The organism is Aeromonas sp. FDAARGOS 1406 (assembly GCF_019048565.1).
In the GTDB taxonomy this organism is placed as follows: domain Bacteria; phylum Pseudomonadota; class Gammaproteobacteria; order Enterobacterales; family Aeromonadaceae; genus Aeromonas; species Aeromonas caviae.
The window spans coordinates 3,577,501-3,595,468 of record NZ_CP077378.1; the positions used below are offsets into that span (position 1 = coordinate 3,577,501).

The 17,968-nt window shown below is 61.2% G+C and carries 13 protein-coding genes, 2 rRNA genes and 1 riboswitch (1 of these 16 cut by a window edge); of the genes, 7 read left to right on the top strand and 8 right to left on the bottom strand.

Features of this window, described 5'->3' with window-relative positions; all coding sequences use genetic code 11:
• From I6L36_RS16995 to I6L36_RS17020, 6 genes are all read left to right on the top strand, one after another.
• Nucleotides 1-2,403, top strand: a 23S ribosomal RNA gene (locus I6L36_RS16995); it begins 487 nt to the left of the window's first position.
• A gap of 85 nt (nt 2,404-2,488) precedes the next feature.
• Nucleotides 2,489-2,603: ribosomal RNA gene (rrf, locus tag I6L36_RS17000) — 5S ribosomal RNA — on the top strand.
• A gap of 309 nt (nt 2,604-2,912) precedes the next feature.
• The gene (locus I6L36_RS17005) at nt 2,913-3,365 is read left to right on the top strand and encodes a pullulanase (protein ID WP_029313820.1); all 453 of its coding nucleotides are present in this window, start codon (nt 2,913-2,915) and stop codon (nt 3,363-3,365) included.
• 204 nt (nt 3,366-3,569) lie between these two features.
• Nucleotides 3,570-5,717 carry an adenosylcobalamin-dependent ribonucleoside-diphosphate reductase gene (locus tag I6L36_RS17010; RefSeq protein WP_109111928.1) on the top strand — a complete coding sequence of 716 codons (2,148 nt, stop codon included), beginning with the start codon at nt 3,570-3,572 and terminating at the stop codon, nt 5,715-5,717.
• Between the two features lie 9 nt (nt 5,718-5,726).
• Complete coding sequence (locus I6L36_RS17015) at nt 5,727-6,410, top strand: NrdJb (protein ID WP_109111916.1); 684 nt, start codon at nt 5,727-5,729, stop codon at nt 6,408-6,410.
• Between the two features lie 206 nt (nt 6,411-6,616).
• Complete coding sequence (locus I6L36_RS17020; RefSeq protein WP_010673145.1) at nt 6,617-7,987, top strand: PhoH family protein; 1,371 nt, start codon at nt 6,617-6,619, stop codon at nt 7,985-7,987.
• Nucleotides 7,988-8,053: 66 nt separating this feature from the next.
• Here the strand turns inward: I6L36_RS17020 and thiQ are convergent, their stop codons facing one another.
• The 3 genes from thiQ to thiB form a co-directional block, all read right to left on the bottom strand.
• Nucleotides 8,054-8,761, bottom strand: coding sequence for a thiamine ABC transporter ATP-binding protein (gene thiQ / locus I6L36_RS17025; RefSeq protein WP_052816553.1), 708 nt, complete (start codon nt 8,759-8,761; stop codon nt 8,054-8,056).
• 141 nt (nt 8,762-8,902) lie between these two features.
• Nucleotides 8,903-10,531 (bottom strand): thiamine/thiamine pyrophosphate ABC transporter permease, encoded by a 1,629-nt coding sequence (gene thiP, locus I6L36_RS17030; RefSeq protein WP_042016674.1) that lies wholly within the window; start codon nt 10,529-10,531, stop codon nt 8,903-8,905.
• Complete coding sequence (gene thiB, locus I6L36_RS17035) at nt 10,507-11,487, bottom strand: thiamine ABC transporter substrate binding subunit (protein ID WP_109111917.1); 981 nt, start codon at nt 11,485-11,487, stop codon at nt 10,507-10,509. Before thiB ends, thiP begins: the two co-directional genes overlap by 25 nt.
• A gap of 83 nt (nt 11,488-11,570) precedes the next feature.
• Nucleotides 11,571-11,661: riboswitch (TPP riboswitch) on the bottom strand.
• Between the two features lie 91 nt (nt 11,662-11,752).
• Here thiB and I6L36_RS17040 point away from each other — a divergent pair.
• Entirely contained in the window at nt 11,753-12,043 is a 291-nt protein-coding gene (locus tag I6L36_RS17040; RefSeq protein ID WP_010673149.1) for a PilZ domain-containing protein, read from the top strand.
• A 51-nt stretch (nt 12,044-12,094) separates the two neighbouring features.
• Here the strand turns inward: I6L36_RS17040 and I6L36_RS17045 are convergent, their stop codons facing one another.
• The 5 genes from I6L36_RS17045 to leuA form a co-directional block, all read right to left on the bottom strand.
• Nucleotides 12,095-13,024 (bottom strand): hypothetical protein, encoded by a 930-nt coding sequence (locus I6L36_RS17045; RefSeq protein WP_048208321.1) that lies wholly within the window; start codon nt 13,022-13,024, stop codon nt 12,095-12,097.
• A 112-nt stretch (nt 13,025-13,136) separates the two neighbouring features.
• Nucleotides 13,137-13,736: a 3-isopropylmalate dehydratase small subunit gene (leuD, locus tag I6L36_RS17050; protein WP_109111918.1), complete on the bottom strand. Its 600-nt coding sequence runs from the start codon at nt 13,734-13,736 to the stop codon at nt 13,137-13,139.
• Nucleotides 13,737-13,748: 12 nt separating this feature from the next.
• Entirely contained in the window at nt 13,749-15,146 is a 1,398-nt protein-coding gene (gene leuC / locus I6L36_RS17055) for a 3-isopropylmalate dehydratase large subunit (RefSeq protein WP_104454709.1), read from the bottom strand.
• A 32-nt stretch (nt 15,147-15,178) separates the two neighbouring features.
• Entirely contained in the window at nt 15,179-16,264 is a 1,086-nt protein-coding gene (leuB, locus tag I6L36_RS17060) for a 3-isopropylmalate dehydrogenase (protein WP_010673153.1), read from the bottom strand.
• A 111-nt stretch (nt 16,265-16,375) separates the two neighbouring features.
• On the bottom strand, nt 16,376-17,938 hold the full coding sequence (leuA, locus tag I6L36_RS17065) for a 2-isopropylmalate synthase (RefSeq protein ID WP_010673154.1): 1,563 nt from the start codon (nt 17,936-17,938) through the stop codon (nt 16,376-16,378).
• Nucleotides 17,939-17,968 lie beyond the last annotated feature (30 nt).

Here is a 17,968-nt window from a genome sequence, read left to right on the forward strand (position 1 = left end):
GGAGTGAAATAGAACCTGAAACCGTGTACGTACAAGCAGTGGGAGCCCTTCGGGGTGACTGCGTACCTTTTGTATAATGGGTCAGCGACTTACATTTTGTAGCGAGGTTAACCGTATAGGGGAGCCGTAGGGAAACCGAGTCTTAACTGGGCGTCTAGTTGCAAGGTGTAGACCCGAAACCGGGTGATCTAGCCATGGGCAGGTTGAAGGTTGAGTAACATCAACTGGAGGACCGAACCCACTAACGTTGCAAAGTTAGGGGATGACCTGTGGCTGGGGGTGAAAGGCCAATCAAACTCGGAGATAGCTGGTTCTCCCCGAAAGCTATTTAGGTAGCGCCTCGGACGAATACTAGTGGGGGTAGAGCACTGTTTGGGCTAGGGGGTCATCCCGACTTACCAACCCCATGCAAACTCCGAATACCAGTAAGTACTATCCGGGAGACACACGGCGGGTGCTAACGTCCGTCGTGAAGAGGGAAACAACCCAGACCGCCGGCTAAGGTCCCAAAGTTCTGGTTAAGTGGGAAACGATGTGGGAAGGCTCAGACAGCTAGGATGTTGGCTTAGAAGCAGCCATCATTTAAAGAAAGCGTAATAGCTCACTAGTCGAGTCGGCCTGCGCGGAAGATGTAACGGGGCTCAAACCAGGCACCGAAGCCGCGGATTCACACTTATGTGTGAGTGGTAGGGGAGCGTTCTGTAAGTCTGCGAAGGTGTATCGAGAGGTATGCTGGAGATATCAGAAGTGCGAATGCTGACGTAAGTAACGATAAAGGGGGTGAAAAGCCTCCTCGCCGGAAGACCAAGGGTTCCTGTCCAACGTTAATCGGGGCAGGGTGAGTCGACCCCTAAGGTGAGGCCGAAAGGCGTAATCGATGGGAAGCAGGTTAATATTCCTGCACGACTTGTAATTGCGATGGGGGGACGGAGAAGGCTAGGTGGGCCAGGCGACGGTTGTCCTGGTGAAAGTGCGTAGGTGGTGTTTCTAGGCAAATCCGGAGACACAACACTGAGACACGAGACGAACGCACTACGGTGCGGAAGCCATTGATGCCCTGCTTCCAGGAAAAGCCTCTAAGCTTCAGATTACAAGTCATCGTACCCCAAACCGACACAGGTGGTCGGGTAGAGAATACCAAGGCGCTTGAGAGAACTCGGGTGAAGGAACTAGGCAAAATAGAACCGTAACTTCGGGAGAAGGTTCGCTCTTGATGGTGAAGTCCCTTGCGGATGGAGCTGTCGGGAGTCGCAGTGACCAGATGGCTGGGACTGTTTATCAAAAACACAGCACTCTGCAAACACGAAAGTGGACGTATAGGGTGTGACACCTGCCCGGTGCCGGAAGGTTAATTGATGGGGTTAGCGCAAGCGAAGCTCTTGATCGAAGCCCCGGTAAACGGCGGCCGTAACTATAACGGTCCTAAGGTAGCGAAATTCCTTGTCGGGTAAGTTCCGACCTGCACGAATGGTGTAACCATGGCCATGCTGTCTCCACCCGAGACTCAGTGAAATCGAATTCGCCGTGAAGATGCGGTGTACCCGCGGCTAGACGGAAAGACCCCGTGAACCTTTACTACAGCTTGGCACTGAACATTGAACCTACATGTGTAGGATAGGTGGGAGGCTTTGAAGGCGTGACGCCAGTTGCGCTGGAGCCGTCCTTGAAATACCACCCTTGTATGTTTGATGTTCTAACGCAGGGCCCTGAATCGGGCTCGCGGACAGTGCCTGGTGGGTAGTTTGACTGGGGCGGTCTCCTCCCAAAGAGTAACGGAGGAGCACGAAGGTTGGCTAATCCTGGTCGGACATCAGGAGGTTAGTGCAATGGCATAAGCCAGCTTAACTGCGAGACGGACAGGTCGAGCAGGTACGAAAGTAGGTCATAGTGATCCGGTGGTTCTGAATGGAAGGGCCATCGCTCAACGGATAAAAGGTACTCCGGGGATAACAGGCTGATACCGCCCAAGAGTTCATATCGACGGCGGTGTTTGGCACCTCGATGTCGGCTCATCACATCCTGGGGCTGAAGTCGGTCCCAAGGGTATGGCTGTTCGCCATTTAAAGTGGTACGCGAGCTGGGTTCAGAACGTCGTGAGACAGTTCGGTCCCTATCTGCCGTGGGCGTTGGATGATTGAAGGGAGTTGCTCCTAGTACGAGAGGACCGGAGTGAACGAACCTCTGGTGTTCGGGTTGTCACGCCAGTGGCACTGCCCGGTAGCTAAGTTCGGAATCGATAACCGCTGAAAGCATCTAAGCGGGAAGCGAGCCCTGAGATGAGTCATCCCTGACCCCTTGAGGGTCCTAAAGGGCCGTTGGAGACCACAACGTTGATAGGTGGGGTGTGTAAGCGTAGCGATACGTTGAGCTAACCCATACTAATTACCCGTGAGGCTTAACCATACAACACCCAAGAAGTGTTCAGAGACTTGTAGCAGATACCGAGAACAAATAACTAAATCGGCTTTTTCAGATTGAAGATTTTTTGCCTGGCGGCAATAGCGCAGTGGAACCACCTGATCCCATGCCGAACTCAGAAGTGAAACGCTGTAGCGCCGATGGTAGTGTGGCATTCGCCATGCGAGAGTAGGACACTGCCAGGCACCCAATACGAAGAACCCCGCTCACTCGAGCGGGGTTTTTTATTGCCTGAAATTCAGCCCTCACTGGAGGGCAGGCGGGCACTATGGTGCTGTTTCCCGCCGTTTTTTCTGATACTCGCATTCATCATCCCAGCCAATATCGACTTGTTTGTGGCCTATTTCTGCTCAATATCTATTCGAAGACCCGCATTCTGGATATAAAAAGCACAGAATGTGATGCTTCTACCTTTCTTGTCATGCCTGCTCTGGTTTAATTCCCGGGTCCACATCGATGGACCAAGGAATCACAATAATTTGAGGAATGGACACATGTTCAAAAGAACAGTAACGATGATGCTGGCGGCGGGAACCCTGGTATTAGGCGGTTGCGCATCCAATGGTGGTGCAGAGCAGGCGGCGGCGGACAACAGCGACTTCGGCGGCAAGTCCATCTACCTGCGTGGTGAGATGAACGACTGGATGGCCACCGACGAAAGCAAGGTCGTCAAGGTTGCCGACAAGCTCTACATGGCCAAGGGGACGCTCAAGAAAGAGTGGGCTCCTTACAAGTTCAAGTTTGCCGACTCCGGCTGGAGTTGTGGCACCAACTTCGGTTACAAGAGCCCGAGCGATGGCGTTGCCGTGCTCGGCGGGGAACCTGTACCGGTCAACCCGTGCTCCAAGTATGAGGACATGAAGTTCTCGCCCGAAGCGGATGGCGTCTATGAGTTCTATCTGAATATGGCGGGTGAGACACCGAGCGTATACGTCAAGAAACCCTGAGATAGTCTCTCGCTTTAAATCTCTCGGAAATTGAACCGGTTAAATGCCCTGGCCCAGAAATCTGCTGGCCGGGGCATTTTTTTAGGATAAAATCGGCGCCCTTACGACGGATGAATCACAACATATTGTGTTTTAAGTTCTTAAATTTACTACTGGTAGTATTCTTGTCACGATATTGCCCCATTCACAGGAGGTTGATTGACCATGGCTAAATCCATTCCGGTACTGGAGGGCGTCACCGCCAGCCGCCAGATCCCTCTGCAGGAGACGTCTCTCGAGATCTGGGACAGCAAGTATCGTCTCAAGAGCAAGGATGGCACCCCCATCGACGGCTCCATCGACGAGACCTACCAGCGTGTCGCTCGCGCGCTGGCTGCGCAGGAGCGCGAACCCGACACCTGGTATGAACCCTTCCTGTGGGCCCTGCGCAATGGTGCCATTCCGGCGGGCCGTATCACCTCCAACGCCGGGGCGTTTGAGCACAAGCCGGCGACCTCCACCATCAACTGCACCGTCTCCGGCACCATTGAGGATTCGATGGACGATATCCTCGGCAAGGTGCACGAGGCGGGGCTGACTCTGAAGGCGGGTTGCGGCATCGGTTACGACTTCTCGACCCTGCGACCGCGTGGAGCCTTCGTCTCGGGAGCGGGGGCCTATACCTCCGGGCCGCTCTCCTTCATGGATATCTACGACAAGATGTGCTTTACCGTCTCCTCTGCCGGTGGCCGTCGTGGCGCCCAGATGGGCACCATGGATATCCGTCACCCCGATGTCGTCGAGTTCATCCAGGCCAAGCGGGAGGATGGTCGCCTGCGTCAATTCAACCTCTCCCTGCTCATCACCGAAGAGTTCGTCAGTGCGGTGAAGGAGGATGCCCCCTGGCAACTGATCTTCCCCTACACAGCCAAGGAGGTGGAGCAGGATGGCATCACGCTGGATGACCCTGCGAGGGTGGTCTGGGCGGACTGGCCCAACAAGGAGGGGGTGGTGATCAACGAGCTGGGTCAGGTGGCCTGCAAGGTCTACAAGACCCTGCCCGCGCGCAAGCTGTGGAACGTCATCATGACCTCTACCTACGACTATGCGGAGCCCGGTTTCATCCTGATCGACAAGGTGAACCAGATGAACAACAACTGGTTCTGCGAAGAGATCCGTGCCACCAACCCCTGCGGTGAACAGCCTCTGCCGCCCTATGGGGCCTGCCTGCTGGGCTCGGTCAACCTGACCACCTTCGTGCGCGATCCCTTCACCGAGCAGGCCGCCTTCGACTGGCCCGCGTTTCGCAAGGTGGTGGCCATCTTCACCCGCATGCTCGACAACGTGGTGGAGATAAACCAGCTGCCGCTGGCCAAGCAGCGCGAGGAGATCACCGCCAAGCGTCGCCACGGCATGGGCTTCCTGGGGCTGGGCTCGACCCTCACCATGCTGCGCATCAAGTACGGCTCTGCGGCCTCCGTCGCCTTCACCGAACAGGTCTCCCAGGAGCTGGCGATGACCGGCTGGCAGGAGTCTCTGCGTCTGGCGAAGGAGAAGGGGCCCGCCCCCATCATGGAGCAGGAGTTCGAAGTCACCGGCAAGATGCTGCGTCTGCGCCCCGAAATGGCGGCAGATGGCATCAAGCTCGGCGACAAGGTGAAGGGCAAGGTGTTGCATGCCCGCTACAGCCGCTACATGCAGCAGGTGGCCGAAGTGGATCCCGCTCTGGTGGCCGAGCTGGCCGAGGTGGGCGGACGCTTCACCCATCACAGCAGCATAGCGCCGACCGGTACCATCTCCCTGTCGCTCGCCAACAACGCCAGCAACGGCATCGAACCGAGCTTTGCCCACCACTACAGCCGCAATGTCATCAAGCCGGGCAAGAAGAGCAAGGAGAGGGTGGATGTCTACTCCTTCGAGCTGCTGGCCTATCGCGAGCTGGTGAACCCGGCCGCCATGCCCTATGCCGAGGAGGAAGGTAGCCGCCTGCCGGATTACTTCATTACCGCGGACGACATCACGCCGACCGGGCACGTGGATATCCAGGCGGCGGCCCAGCGCTGGATCGACTCCTCCATCTCCAAGACCGCCAACGTGCCGACCGATTTTCCGTTCGAGCAGTTCAAGGATATCTACCTCTATGCCTCGGACTCCGGTCTCAAGGGCTGTACCACCTTCCGCTTCAACCCGGCCGCCTTCCAGGGCGTGCTGGTGAAGGAGAAGGATCTGGAGAACACCAGTTACGAGTTTACCCTGGAAGATGGCACCGTCATCACGGCGAAGGGGAACGAGGAGATCGAATACGATGGCGAGCTGCACACCGCCGCCAACCTCTATGACGCCTTGAAAGAAGGCTATTACGGCAAGTTCTGAGGACGAGACATGGTCAAGAAGATCGACAGAAAAATCGTCGCCTACAAGGTAAAAACCCGGGATGAGCCGCAAGATGCGTCGACGCCCCAGGATGACGTGGTGCACATGCATGAAACCGTGCTGCGCCCGGAACGGTTGATGGGCACCACCTACAAGCTGAAGACGCCGGAGCATGTCTCCGAGCACTCGCTGTTCATCACCATCAACGACATCATTCTCAACGAGGGCACGGTGCACGAGACCCGGCGCCCGTTCGAGATCTTCATCAACTCCAAGAGCCTGGAGCACTATCAGTGGATAGTGGCGCTGACCCGCATCATCTCGGCGGTGTTTCGCAAGGGAGGGGACGTCACCTTTCTGGTGGAGGAGTTGCGCTCCGTGTTCGATCCCAAGGGGGGCTACTGGAACAAGGGCAAGTACGTGCCTTCGCTCATCGCTGAAATTGGCAATGTGATCGAAACCCATCTCACCGAGATCGGCATGCTCAAGGTGCCCGGGCTGGACGAGCACCAGCAGGCGTTCCTGGCCGAGAAGCAGGCGCAATTGCAGGCACAGCAACAGGCAGAAGAGCAGCCGGCGGGCAGCGGTTTCCCACCCAGTGCCGCGCTCTGCTACAAGTGCCACACCAAGGCGCTGGTGCAAAAGGATGGCTGCATGACCTGTCTCAATTGCGGGGATTCCAAGTGCGGTTGAGGTGCTGATTGCCACCAAAGGCCGGCAACATGCCGGCCTTTTCGTTGCTGATTTTATGTTCGAACGACGCCCATGATGGCAGCGATTTGTTGCGCACCGGTAAATTCGGGCGTAGCGTTGGGGGTAATAAAACTGTCACGGCCGTGTGGTTTCAATGACATCTGAGATTCACACACGTGGCACCTTCAGTGCCAAGGAGGATGCTTATGGACAACACGGACCGAAAGCTGTTTATCCTGGATACCAACGTTCTGCTTCACGAACCCCTCGCCATCTACTCCTTCAAAGAGCACGACGTGCTCATCCCCATGACGGTGCTCGAAGAGCTCGACAACATCAAGGATCGCCAGAAGGACGTCAGCCGTGATGCCCGCATCGCCATCCGTGCCCTGGAAGATGTTTTCCGCGATGCGACTCCGGAGCAGATAGTGCAAGGAGTGGCACTGGCCGGCGAGGCGAGCGGCCGTATCTCCATCTTCAGCGATCACCATCTGCCCCAGGATGCCGAGGTGTTCACCGACAAGGAGGCGGACAACCGCATCATCAACGCCGCCCTCTACCTGCAAAAGCACGAGATGAAGCGTCAGGTGGTGCTGGTCACCAAAGACATCAACATGCGCCTCAAGGCCAAGGGAGCAGGTCTTGCCCATGTGGAGGATTACCGCAGCGACCAGCTCATCGACGACATCCGCCTGCTCGCCAAGGGCTTCCAGGTGGTGCCCGGCAGCTTCTGGGAGCGGGTCGGCGAGTGCGACAGCGAAACCCATGGCCGCGATACGGTCCACGTCATCGATGCCAACCTGCTGGAGGGAGTCCACGTCAACCAGTACCTGCTGGACGAGGAGAACTTCTTTGCCGCGCGGGTACTGAGCCACGACGGCAACAAGATCCGCCTGAAAGATCTCGGCCGCGAGCGGCTGATGTCCCGCAAGGCCTGGGGGGTGCATCCCAAGAACGTCTATCAGGGCATGGCGCTGGATGCCCTGCTGGATCCGCACATCGACCTGGTGATCCTGACTGGCCCGGCGGGCTGCGGCAAGACCCTGCTCGCCATGGCGGCGGCGCTGGAGCTGGTGATCGAGAAGGGGATCTACGAGAAGGTGATCGTCACCCGCAATACCCCGGAAATTGCCGAGAGCATCGGCTTCCTGCCCGGCACCGAGGAGGAGAAGATGATGCCCTGGCTGGCGGCGGTGACCGACACCCTGGAGGTGCTGCACAAGCAGGACGAGAACATGAGCGGGTCGCTCAGCTACATCATGGAGAAGGCCAATATCCAGTTCAAATCGGTCAACTTCATGCGCGGGCGCAGCATCCAGAACACCTTCGTGCTGCTGGACGAGTGCCAGAACCTGACCGCGTCCCAGATCAAGACCATCATCACCCGCTGCGGGGAGGGGACCAAGATCGTCTGCTCCGGCAACCTGGCTCAGATCGACTCCAACTACCTGAGCCCGGTGACCTCGGGTCTGACCTACATCGTCGAGCGGTTCAAGGACTTCGACGGCAGTGCCAACATCTTCCTGAACGGGGTGGTGCGCAGCAGGCTGGCTTCGTTCGCCGAGGAAAATCTCTGATTTGACGGGATCTCTGCATGAGAAAGGGGAAGTCGGACGGCTTCCCCTTTTTTGATCCCGCCTATCTCATGCCTCTCTCGGTCGGCCCAGGTAGCGCAGCAGCCCGGGGTGATCGCTGCTGTGCAGGATATCCGGCTTGCCCTGCAAGGCGATGCGCCCTGCGTCGATGAAAAGCACCTGATCGGCGATGAGCTGGGCATCCTCGGGGTTGTGAGAGACCATCAGCACGGTGATGCCCTGCTCGCAGGCGAGGCGGGCGACCTCCGCCAGCATCTCCCGGCGCAGGGCCGGATCGAGGGCCGAGAAGGGCTCGTCCAGCAGCAGCAGCGGCCTGCCCCGCACCAGGGCGCGGGCCAGCCCCACCCGCTGCTGCTGGCCGCCGGAGAGCTGCTCCGGCAGGCGCGTCAGCATCTCCCCCAGGCCCACCTTGTCAGCGGCCTCCTGCACCTGCCTTTTCTGGGCCGGATTCAAGCGCAGGCCGGGATGCAGGCCGATGGCGATGTTGTCGAACACCGACAGGTGCAGGAAGAGGTTGTGATCCTGGAACAGGGTGGTGACCGGGCGCTCGGCGGGGCCCAGTGACAGCAGATCCTGGCCGTCGAAGGTGAGGGTGCCCGACTCCACCGGCACGAAGCCCGCAATCATGCCGAGCAGGGTGGACTTGCCGGCGCCGCTCGGACCGATGAGGGCGGTGATCTCCCCCTTGGGCAAGGTCGCACTGAAGGTCACCTGCCAGTCGGGATAACTGGTGACCAGTTCCTCAATTACCAGCATGTTTGGCTCCTGAATGTCGTTTTATAGAACAACAAGTAAGAAAAATTGATGAAAGGCAGCGTGAGTGACTGCTCCAAGGGGCGCCCCAGGGGCGTGCCCGGCCGGATCCTGGGGGTAGGGAGGCGGCAATGCCGCCGGGGATCAGTGATCCACATGCCTGCCTCCCAGCCCCCGCTCCACCAGCCAGAACAGGGAGAAGCAGAGGGTGAGCAGCAGCAGGGCGGTGGCGGCCGCCTCGGTCAGCCGGTAGCTGCCGAGCTGTTGATAGAGCAGCCAGGGCAGGGTAGTGAGCGTCTGGCTGCCGAACATGGCGATGGCCCCGAGATCCCCGAGGGACAATATCATCGAGAGCGCCATGGCCAGGGCCAGCGGACGGCGCAGCAGGGGCCACTCCACCAGGCGCAGGCGATGCAGGCCGCGCACCCCCAGGCTGTCCGCCAGCCGATCGTACTGGCGCACCACCAGTTGCATGGGGGCCGAGAGGGTGCGCAGCACATAGGGCAGCGCCATCAGGGCGTTGACCAGCACCACCAGCCAGGGGCCCAGGGCAAAGACGTCGGTGAAAGGCATGAACAGGATGAAGAGGCCGGTGGAGAGCACCACCGCCGGGATCATCAGGATCATGGAGCCGCTGGCCTCCCACAGGGCGGCGGCCCGCCGTTTGCGATCCCGCACCCTCAGATGCCGGCTGGTGAGCAGCAGCCCGGCGCCGAGCAAAGTGGCCAGGGAGCCCGCCGCCAGGGCTATGCCCAGGGACTGTCCCCCTGCCTGCCACAGCCGGGGTGAGCCGAGCGCCGCCAGCAGACCGGGGTTGAACCCGGCGACCACGATGGCCAGCAGGGGCGGCAGGAAGATGGCGAGCCCCATGGTCAGGGCAAGGCCATCCACCAGCGCGCTGCCCTTCTGGTGTCTGTCGGGACGCAGGCAGGGGCGACGGCTGGTGAGGCGACTGGCCGGGGTGGTCTGCAGCTTGTGTTGCAGCAGGAGCAGGGCCAGGGTCAGCAGTAGTTGCACCAGGGCGAGCCCGCCAGCGGTGGCGAGATCGAAGTCAAAGCGCAGCGCCTGGTAGACGGCCACCTCCAGTGTGGTGGACTTGGGGCCGCCCCCGAGCGCCAGCACTGTGGTGAAGCTGGTGAAGCAGAGCATGAAGATGAGGCTGGCGAGCCCCGGCAATATGCCGCGGATGAGCGGCCACTCCAGCAGCCGGAAGATGTGGGAGGAGCGCATGCCGAGCTGGCTGGCGAGGCGCCAGGAGGACTCGGGGATGCTCTCTATGCTCTGCAGGATGAGGCGGGCGGCCAGCGGCATGTTGAAGAAGACATGGGCCAGCAGGATGCCGAACAGGCCATAGAGATAGTTGCCGGGATCCAGGCCCAGGCCGTGCAGCAGTTGCGGCAACCAGCCCTGACGACCGTGCACCGCCACCATGCCGAAGATGGCGATGATGACCGGCAACACCAGGGAGAGACCGAACAGCTTGAGCAGCAGGCGGCGTCCGGTGAAACGGCGTCGCGCCAGGGCTCTGGCCACCGGGATGGCAAGCCCCAGGCTCAGCAGGGTGGAGAGCAGTGCCTGCCAGAGGCTGAAACCCAGCACGTGGCGCAGGTAGGGATCGCCTAGCAGGGCGCGGGGGGAGAGGGCCCCCGCCTGCCACAACAGGGCGACCAGCGGCCCAATGGAGAGCAGCAGGATGACCAGGGTGGCTGCACTGCCGGGCAGCCACCAGAGGGTGCGACGACCTGAACTCACTGGGTGACGGCTTGCAGCCATTCGCGGATCCACCCCTTGCGGTTGGCGGCTACCTCGTCAGAGCTGAAGGTGAGTGGCTTAGCTACGGTGATCATCTGTTCGAACCCCTTGGGCAGCGCCACGTCTGTCACCGGATACATCCAGTTGCCGCCGGGGATCTCGTTCTGGAAGGCGGGGCTCACCATGAATTGCAGGAACTGGTCAGCCAGTTTGCCCTGTGTGGCGCCCTTGAGCTTGGCGGCTACTTCCACCTGGCGGTAGTGACCCTCCTCGAACGCGGCCGCCCGGTACTGGGGTTTGCTCTCGGCAATCAGGTGATAGGCGGGGGAGGTGGTGTAGGAGAGCACCATGTCCGCCTCGCCGTCGAGGAACATGCCGTAGGCCTCTGACCACCCCTTGGTGACGGTGACCGTCTTTTTGGCCAGTTGCGCCCAGGCGGTCGGTGCCTCATCCCCGTAGACCGACTTCATCCAGAGCATCAGGCCCTGACCCGGGGTGGAGGTGCGGGGATCCTGATAGATCACCTTGATATCGGGGCGCGCCACCAGCTCCTTCAGGCTCTTGGGGGGCTGCTTGAGCTTGTTGCTGTCATAGACGAAGGCGAAGTAGCCGTAGTCATAGGGGACAAAGGTGTCATCCTGCCAGCCACCCGGCACCTTGAGGTCATCGAGCCTGGTGGAATGAGGGGCGAACAGGCCGCTCTGTTTGGCCTCGCTGATGAGGGCATCGTCCAGCCCCAGCACCATGTCGGCCTTGCTGTGCTGGCCTTCCAGCCGCAGCCGGTTGAGGATGGCGACGCCATCCTCGAGGGGCACCAGATTGAGGGTGCAGCCGCACTCCTTCTCGAAGGCCTGCTTGATCTTGGGACCCGGCCCCCATTCGGCGGCGAAGGAGCCGTAGGTGTAGACGGTGAGGGTGTCGGCGGCAAACGCCTGGGCAGAGAGCAGGCTGGTGGCGATCAGCAGCAGGGTCTTCATCAATGGCACTCCTGTGGATGTCGGGGTGCTCATCAATGGCACCTCGCGTGTGGTGAGCGCCGGCGGATGAGGGCACAAAAAACGCGCGCCATGCCTCAAATTCCTCCGCCAGCATTATCTGGATCAGGTTCACGGGTATAATCTCAGCGGTAAACCGCACCCCGTTTGAGCAACGCATCGCATTGTATTGGCGTTCCTGGGGGGAGGCCAGCACTATGTTTCACGGGCCGCATCGTGCGAGCCACCACCAAGGAGGAAGTCCCCAGTGATCACCAGCACCAAGGAAAGACGTGCCTTCCAGCGCATGGTCATCAATGCCCCCGTCACCCTGTTCCAGCATCAGCAGGTGCTGGAGGGGGTCTGCCGGGATCTCAGCGCCAACGGCATGGGCGTCGAAGTGAACAAGCACGAGTTCGATCTGGCCCAGCCCATCCGGGTGAGCCTGGCGACCAGCAGCAATCTTCTGCCTCCCTTCGAGGCCCAGGCTCGCATCGTGCGGGTGTTGGAGGAAGAAGACGGTCTCCTGCTGGCGCTGGAGTTTCTCTCCCTCACCTGAGACCCGGGCGCCCGTCCTCCTCGAGACAGGCCAGCCATGGGCTGGCCTGTCTCATTTCCCCTCATCCTGCACCGGCTGCACACTCAACTGGCCGCTGTCGACCAGCGTCTTGCTGGTGGGCGCGAGCTGGCCCATGGGCAGCTGGGCCGGGCCGGTCGGCTCCATCAGGAGGTAGGTCTCCCCCGCCCGGCTCAAGGTGGCGTCCCCCGGTTTGGCTGGCAGGGCCACCCCCAGCAGGGCATGTCCCGGCACGAACACCATGGCCTGCTTGAGATCGGGATACCCCTGGGCCAGCAGGGCGGCCATCAGGGTCACCTTGCTGTCGCAATCCCCCCGGTTCTGCTCCAGCACCTGGCGCGGGCTCAGAAACCCCTTGCCAGAGCGGCCCGACTGGCTGTCGAGCAGTTGATAGGGGATGGCCTGGATGAAGTCGAGCATGTGGGCCACCGTCTTCTGGCGCGCCTCGGTCTCGGTGGCCCCTTCCTGCTTGAGCTGCTCCATCAACGGGGCCAGTTCGTCCCGGCTTTCCAGGGCGATGCGCACATGATCCTGCTTGATGGCGGGAGCGCCGTCGGGGGCAGTGAAGGGCTGGAAGTAGTGCTGCGTGAGCCAGGCGGCCTCCAGTTTGGCCTGCTCGGGCTTGACCCATTGGGAGGCTTCCCGCGCCTTGTCGGCGTTGCGGCTCTTGATGCTGAGGCTCATGGCGGGGCGAACGAGGGAGAACTGCACCTCGGGGAACGCCAGGGGGGCCTGCTGCAGCAGGCTTTGCAGTACGTCTTCCTGCATCCTGGCCGGACGGTAAGCGATGAGAGGGGGCAGCTTGCCCGCCTCCAGCCGATAGCTGAGCTGCTGCGCCTTGCCCTCTCTGTCCTGCCAGCCGACGTTGAGCTGACCGCCACTGTTGGTGAAAGAGGTCTGCCCGCCCAGGGCCGGGAGGCTGATCAGCAGGCAGAGCAATGAAAGGGCGCCCCTTGCGGACATAGGTGTCTCCTGTCGGACATGCAGAGGTGGCGGGCTTTGTACTGCGACCCGACAATAAAACAGGGAGCCTCGGCTCCCTGTTGATTCTACTCGCTTTTTTGTCGCAGGCTCGTCAAATCCAGCTTGGCTGCTTCGCCTCGAAGGCGCTGATGGCGGCCTCGTGCTGCAGGGTCAGACCGATGGCATCCAGCCCGTTGAGCAGACAGTAGCGACGGAACTCGTCGATTTCGAAGCCGAACGTGAGGCTGCCTGCACGCACCTGGTTGGCCTCCAGATCCACTTCGATCTCGATACCCGGCTGGGCGGCGACCAGCTGGAACAGGGCGTCGACCTCCTCCTCTTTCAGACGAACCGGCACCATGCCGTTGTTGATGGCGTTGCCGTAGAAGATGTCGGCAAAGCTCGGAGCGATCAGGGTCTTGAAGCCGTAGTCCGCCAGCGCCCAGGGGGCGTGCTCGCGACTCGAGCCGCAGCCGAAGTTCTCCCGCGCCAACAGGATGCTGGCCCCCGCGTAGCGGGGCTGGTTCAGTACGAACGCCGGGTTCGGCTGCTGGCCTGCATCGTCCAGGAAGCGCCAGTCGTGGAACAGGTGCTTGCCAAAGCCGATGCGGTTCACCTTCTGCAGGAACTGCTTGGGAATGATGGCGTCGGTGTCGACGTTGGCGCTGTCGAGGGGAACGACGATCCCTTTATGCTGTTTGAATCCTGTCATCGCTGTTTCCTCTTACAGTGCGCGAATGTCGGCGAAGCGGCCGGTGACGGCGGCGGCGGCGGCCATGGCCGGGCTCACCAGGTGGGTGCGACCGGCACGACCCTGACGCCCCTCGAAGTTGCGGTTGCTGGTGGAGGCGCAGCGCTCCCCCGGTTGCAGCCGGTCGTTGTTCATGGCCAGACACATGGAGCAGCCGGGCAAACGCCACTCAAAGCCTGCCTCGATGAAGATCTTGTCCAGCCCCTCGGCCTCGGCCTGGGCCTTCACCTGCTCGGAGCCCGGCACCACCAGGGCCTGTACCCCGGCGGCGACCTTGCGGCCACGGGCGATGGCGGCGGCCGCGCGCAGATCCTCGATGCGGCTGTTGGTGCACGAACCGATGAACACCTTGTCGATGGCCACGTCGGAGAGCTTCTGGCCCGGTTGCAGGTCCATGTAGGCGAGGGCCTTGCGGGCGGACTGCTGCTCCACCGGATCGGCGAAGGATTCCGGTGCAGGGATGGGCTCATTGACGGCAATCACCTGGCCCGGGTTGGTTCCCCAGGTCACTTGCGGGGCGATGTCGGCTGCGTCGAGCACCACTTCGGCGTCGAAGTGGGCACCTTCGTCGCTTTTGAGGGTCAGCCAGTAGGCGATGGCCTGTTCCAGCGCTTCCCCCTTGGGAGCGAACTCCTTGCCACGGATGTAGTCGATGGTGGTCTGGTCGGGGGCAATCATACCCGCTTTGGCGCCGAGCTCGATGGCCATGTTGCACACCGTCATGCGCCCTTCCATGGTGAGCCCCTCGATGGCTTCACCGGCGAACTCCACCACGTAGCCGGTCCCGCCTGCATGACCCACCTTGCCGATGATGGCGAGCACCACGTCTTTGGCGCTGATGCCTGCGGCCAGTTTGCCGTTGACAGAGATACGCATGGTCTTGGCGCGGCCCTGTTTCAGGGTCTGGGTGGCCATTACGTGTTCCACTTCGGAGGTGCCGATACCGAATGCGAGCGACCCGAAGGCACCGTGGGTGGCGGTGTGTGAGTCACCGCAGACGATGGTGGTGCCGGGCAATGTGATGCCGAGCTCGGGGCCCATCACGTGGACGATGCCCTGGTACTTGTGGTTCAAGTCATAGAGACGAACCCCGAACGCCTTGCAGTTGGCGGCGAGTGTCTCCATCTGGATGCGGGCCATCTCGCCGGAGGCGGCGATGTCCTTGGTGGTGGTGGAGACGTTGTGATCCATGGTGGCCCAGGTCAGATCCGGGCGACGCAGCTGGCGGTTCATGGCGCGCAGGCCGTCGAATGCCTGGGGGCTGGTCACTTCATGCACCAGATGACGGTCGATGTAGATGAGAGGGGTTTCCCCTTCCACTTCCCGCACCACGTGGGCGTCGAACACTTTCTGATAGAGGGTCTTGGACATTGCTCGGTTTCCTTGTTATCGATGCCGTGGGATCAGATGCGCGCGGCGATCTGGCTGCCCATGTCGGCCGTGCTCTGCACCGGGTGCGTGGCGCTGGCCTGATGCAGGTCGGCGGTGAAATAGCCTTCTGCCAGGGTCTGGGCCACGGCCTGCTCGATGGCCTGGGCGGCGGCTTCCTGGCCGAGACTGTAACGCAGCATCAGGGCGGCGGAGAGGATCTGGGCGATGGGATTCGCAATCCCCTTGCCGGCGATATCTGGGGCCGAGCCACCGGCCGGCTCGAACAGGCCGAAGCCGGATTCGTTGAGGCTGGCTGAGGGGAGCAGGCCCATGGAGCCGGTGATCATGGCGCACTCGTCGGAGAGGATGTCACCGAACAGGTTGGAGCAGAGCAGCACGTCGAACTGGGACGGATCCTTGATGAGCTGCATGGTGGCGTTGTCGATGTACATGTGGTTCAGGGCCACGTCCGGGTAGGACTTGGCGACCTCGGTCACCACCTCGCGCCACAGGATGGAGGAGGCGAGCACGTTGGCCTTGTCGATGGAGGTGACCCTGGCCTTGCGCACCCGGGCCGATTCAAACGCTATCTTGGCGATGCGCTCGATCTCGAAGCGGTGGTACACCTCGGTGTCGAAGGCCTTCTCGGTGGCGCCTTCCCCTTCACGCCCCTTGGGCTGGCCGAAATAGATGCCGCCGGTCAGCTCGCGCACGCAGGCGATGTCAAAACCGCGATCGGAGATGTCGGCACGCAGCGGGGAGAACTGCTCCAGACCGGTGTAGATGCGGGCCGGGCGCAGGTTGCAGAACAGTTTGAAGTGGGCACGCAGGGGTAGCAAGGCGCCGCGCTCCGGCTGATCGTTGGGCGGCAGGTGCTCCCACTTGGGGCCGCCCACCGATCCGAACAGCACCGCATCGGCCGCTTCACAGCCTGCAATGGTGCTCTGGGGCAGCGGTGTGCCGTGGTTGTCGATGGCGATGCCGCCGACGTCGTGACGGTCATAGTCGAGGGAGAAGCCGAATTTGGTCTGCACCTTTTCCAGTACCTTGATGGCCTCTGCCATCACTTCCGGGCCAATGCCGTCACCCGGCAATACTGCGATCCGATAACTGCTCATACTCTCTCCGTCTTGATAGTGTGATTCCGTTTCATCCGGGAGGCCGGTCCGGGCCACTGCCCTGGCCCCGGTCCTCCCCATGTCATGCTGTCATCTTGTCCGGCGGCGGGCTCAGACGGTTTCCGATTTGATGGTGTGGTTGCGCTCCATCTGCTCGGCCACCTGGTCCGCGCGCCAGATGCTGTTGATCACGTGGACCAGGGCCTGGGCCGAGGATTCGATGATGTCGGTGGCCAGCCCCATGCCGTGGAACTTGCGCCCCTTGTATTCGGCGACGATGTCCACCTGGCCGAGGGCGTTCTTGCCCTCGCCCTTGCCCTTGAGTTCGTATTTATCGATGCGGATCTCGTAGCCGGTGATGCGGTTGATGCACTGGTAGACCGCATCCACCGGGCCGTTGCCGGTGGCGGCCTCGCACACCAGATCCTGGCCTACCTTGAGCTTGACCGAGGCGGTGGCGAGCACCGAGCTGCCGCTCTGCACGCCAAGGTACTCCAGCTTGAAGTGCTCGGGCTCCTCGTGGATCTGGCTGAAGAAGGCGAGGGCCTCCAGGTCGTAGTCGAACACCTGGCCCTTCTTGTCGGCCAGGGTGAGGAACTTGGCGTAGAGATCGTCGAGGTCGTAGCTGCTCTCGGCGTAGCCCATGGACTCCATCCGGTGCTTGATGACGTGGCGGCCGGAGCGGGAGGTCATGTTGAGGTTGTTCTGGGTGAGACCGATGCTCTCTGGGGTGATGATTTCATAGGTGTTCTTCGCCTTGAGCACGCCGTCCTGATGGATGCCTGAGCTGTGGGAGAAGGCGTTGGCGCCGACGATGGCCTTGTTGGGCTGCACCGGCATGTTGCAGATTTGACTGACGAGGGTGCTGGTGCGGTGGATCTCGCTGTGGCGGATGTTGGTGTGTACCCCGAGCAGGTCGGCGCGGGTCTTCAGGATCATCGCCACCTCTTCGAGTGAGCAGTTGCCAGCACGCTCGCCGATGCCGTTGATGGTGCACTCGATCTGGCGGGCCCCCATCTGCACGGCACTGATGGAGTTGGCCACCGAGAGGCCCAGATCGTCGTGGCAGTGCACCGAGATGATGGCCTTGTCGATGTTGGGTACCCGGTTGAACAGGGTGTGGATGATGCCGGAGAATTCGGTCGGCACCGTGTAGCCCACGGTGTCAGGAATGTTGATGGTGCGGGCGCCGGCCTTGATGGCGGCTTCCACCATGCGGCACAGGTTGTCTATCGGGGTGCGGCCCGCATCCTCACAGGAGAACTCCACGTCATCGGTGTAGCGCAAGGCGTGCTTGATGGCGCCGACCCCCATCTCCAGCACGTCTTCGAAGCTCTTTTTCAGCTTGCTCTCCACGTGGATGGAGGAGGTGGAGATGAAGGTGTGGATGCGAAACGCCTCTGCCACTTTCAAGGCTTCGCCAGCGGCATCGATGTCTTTTTGCAGGGCGCGAGCCAGGGCGCAGACCCGGCTGTTCTTGATGTGGCGGGCGATGGTCTGAACCGATTGAAAATCGCCGGGGGAGGAGACGGGGAAACCCACTTCCATGATATCGACACCGAGCCGCTCCAGCGCCTGGGCGATCTGCAGCTTCTCCTTGACCGTCAAGCTGGCCGACAGCGCCTGCTCACCATCACGCAAGGTGGTGTCGAATATGATGACCCGATCTGACATGTGACTTCCCTCTTCCTAAGTTCGCTGCGT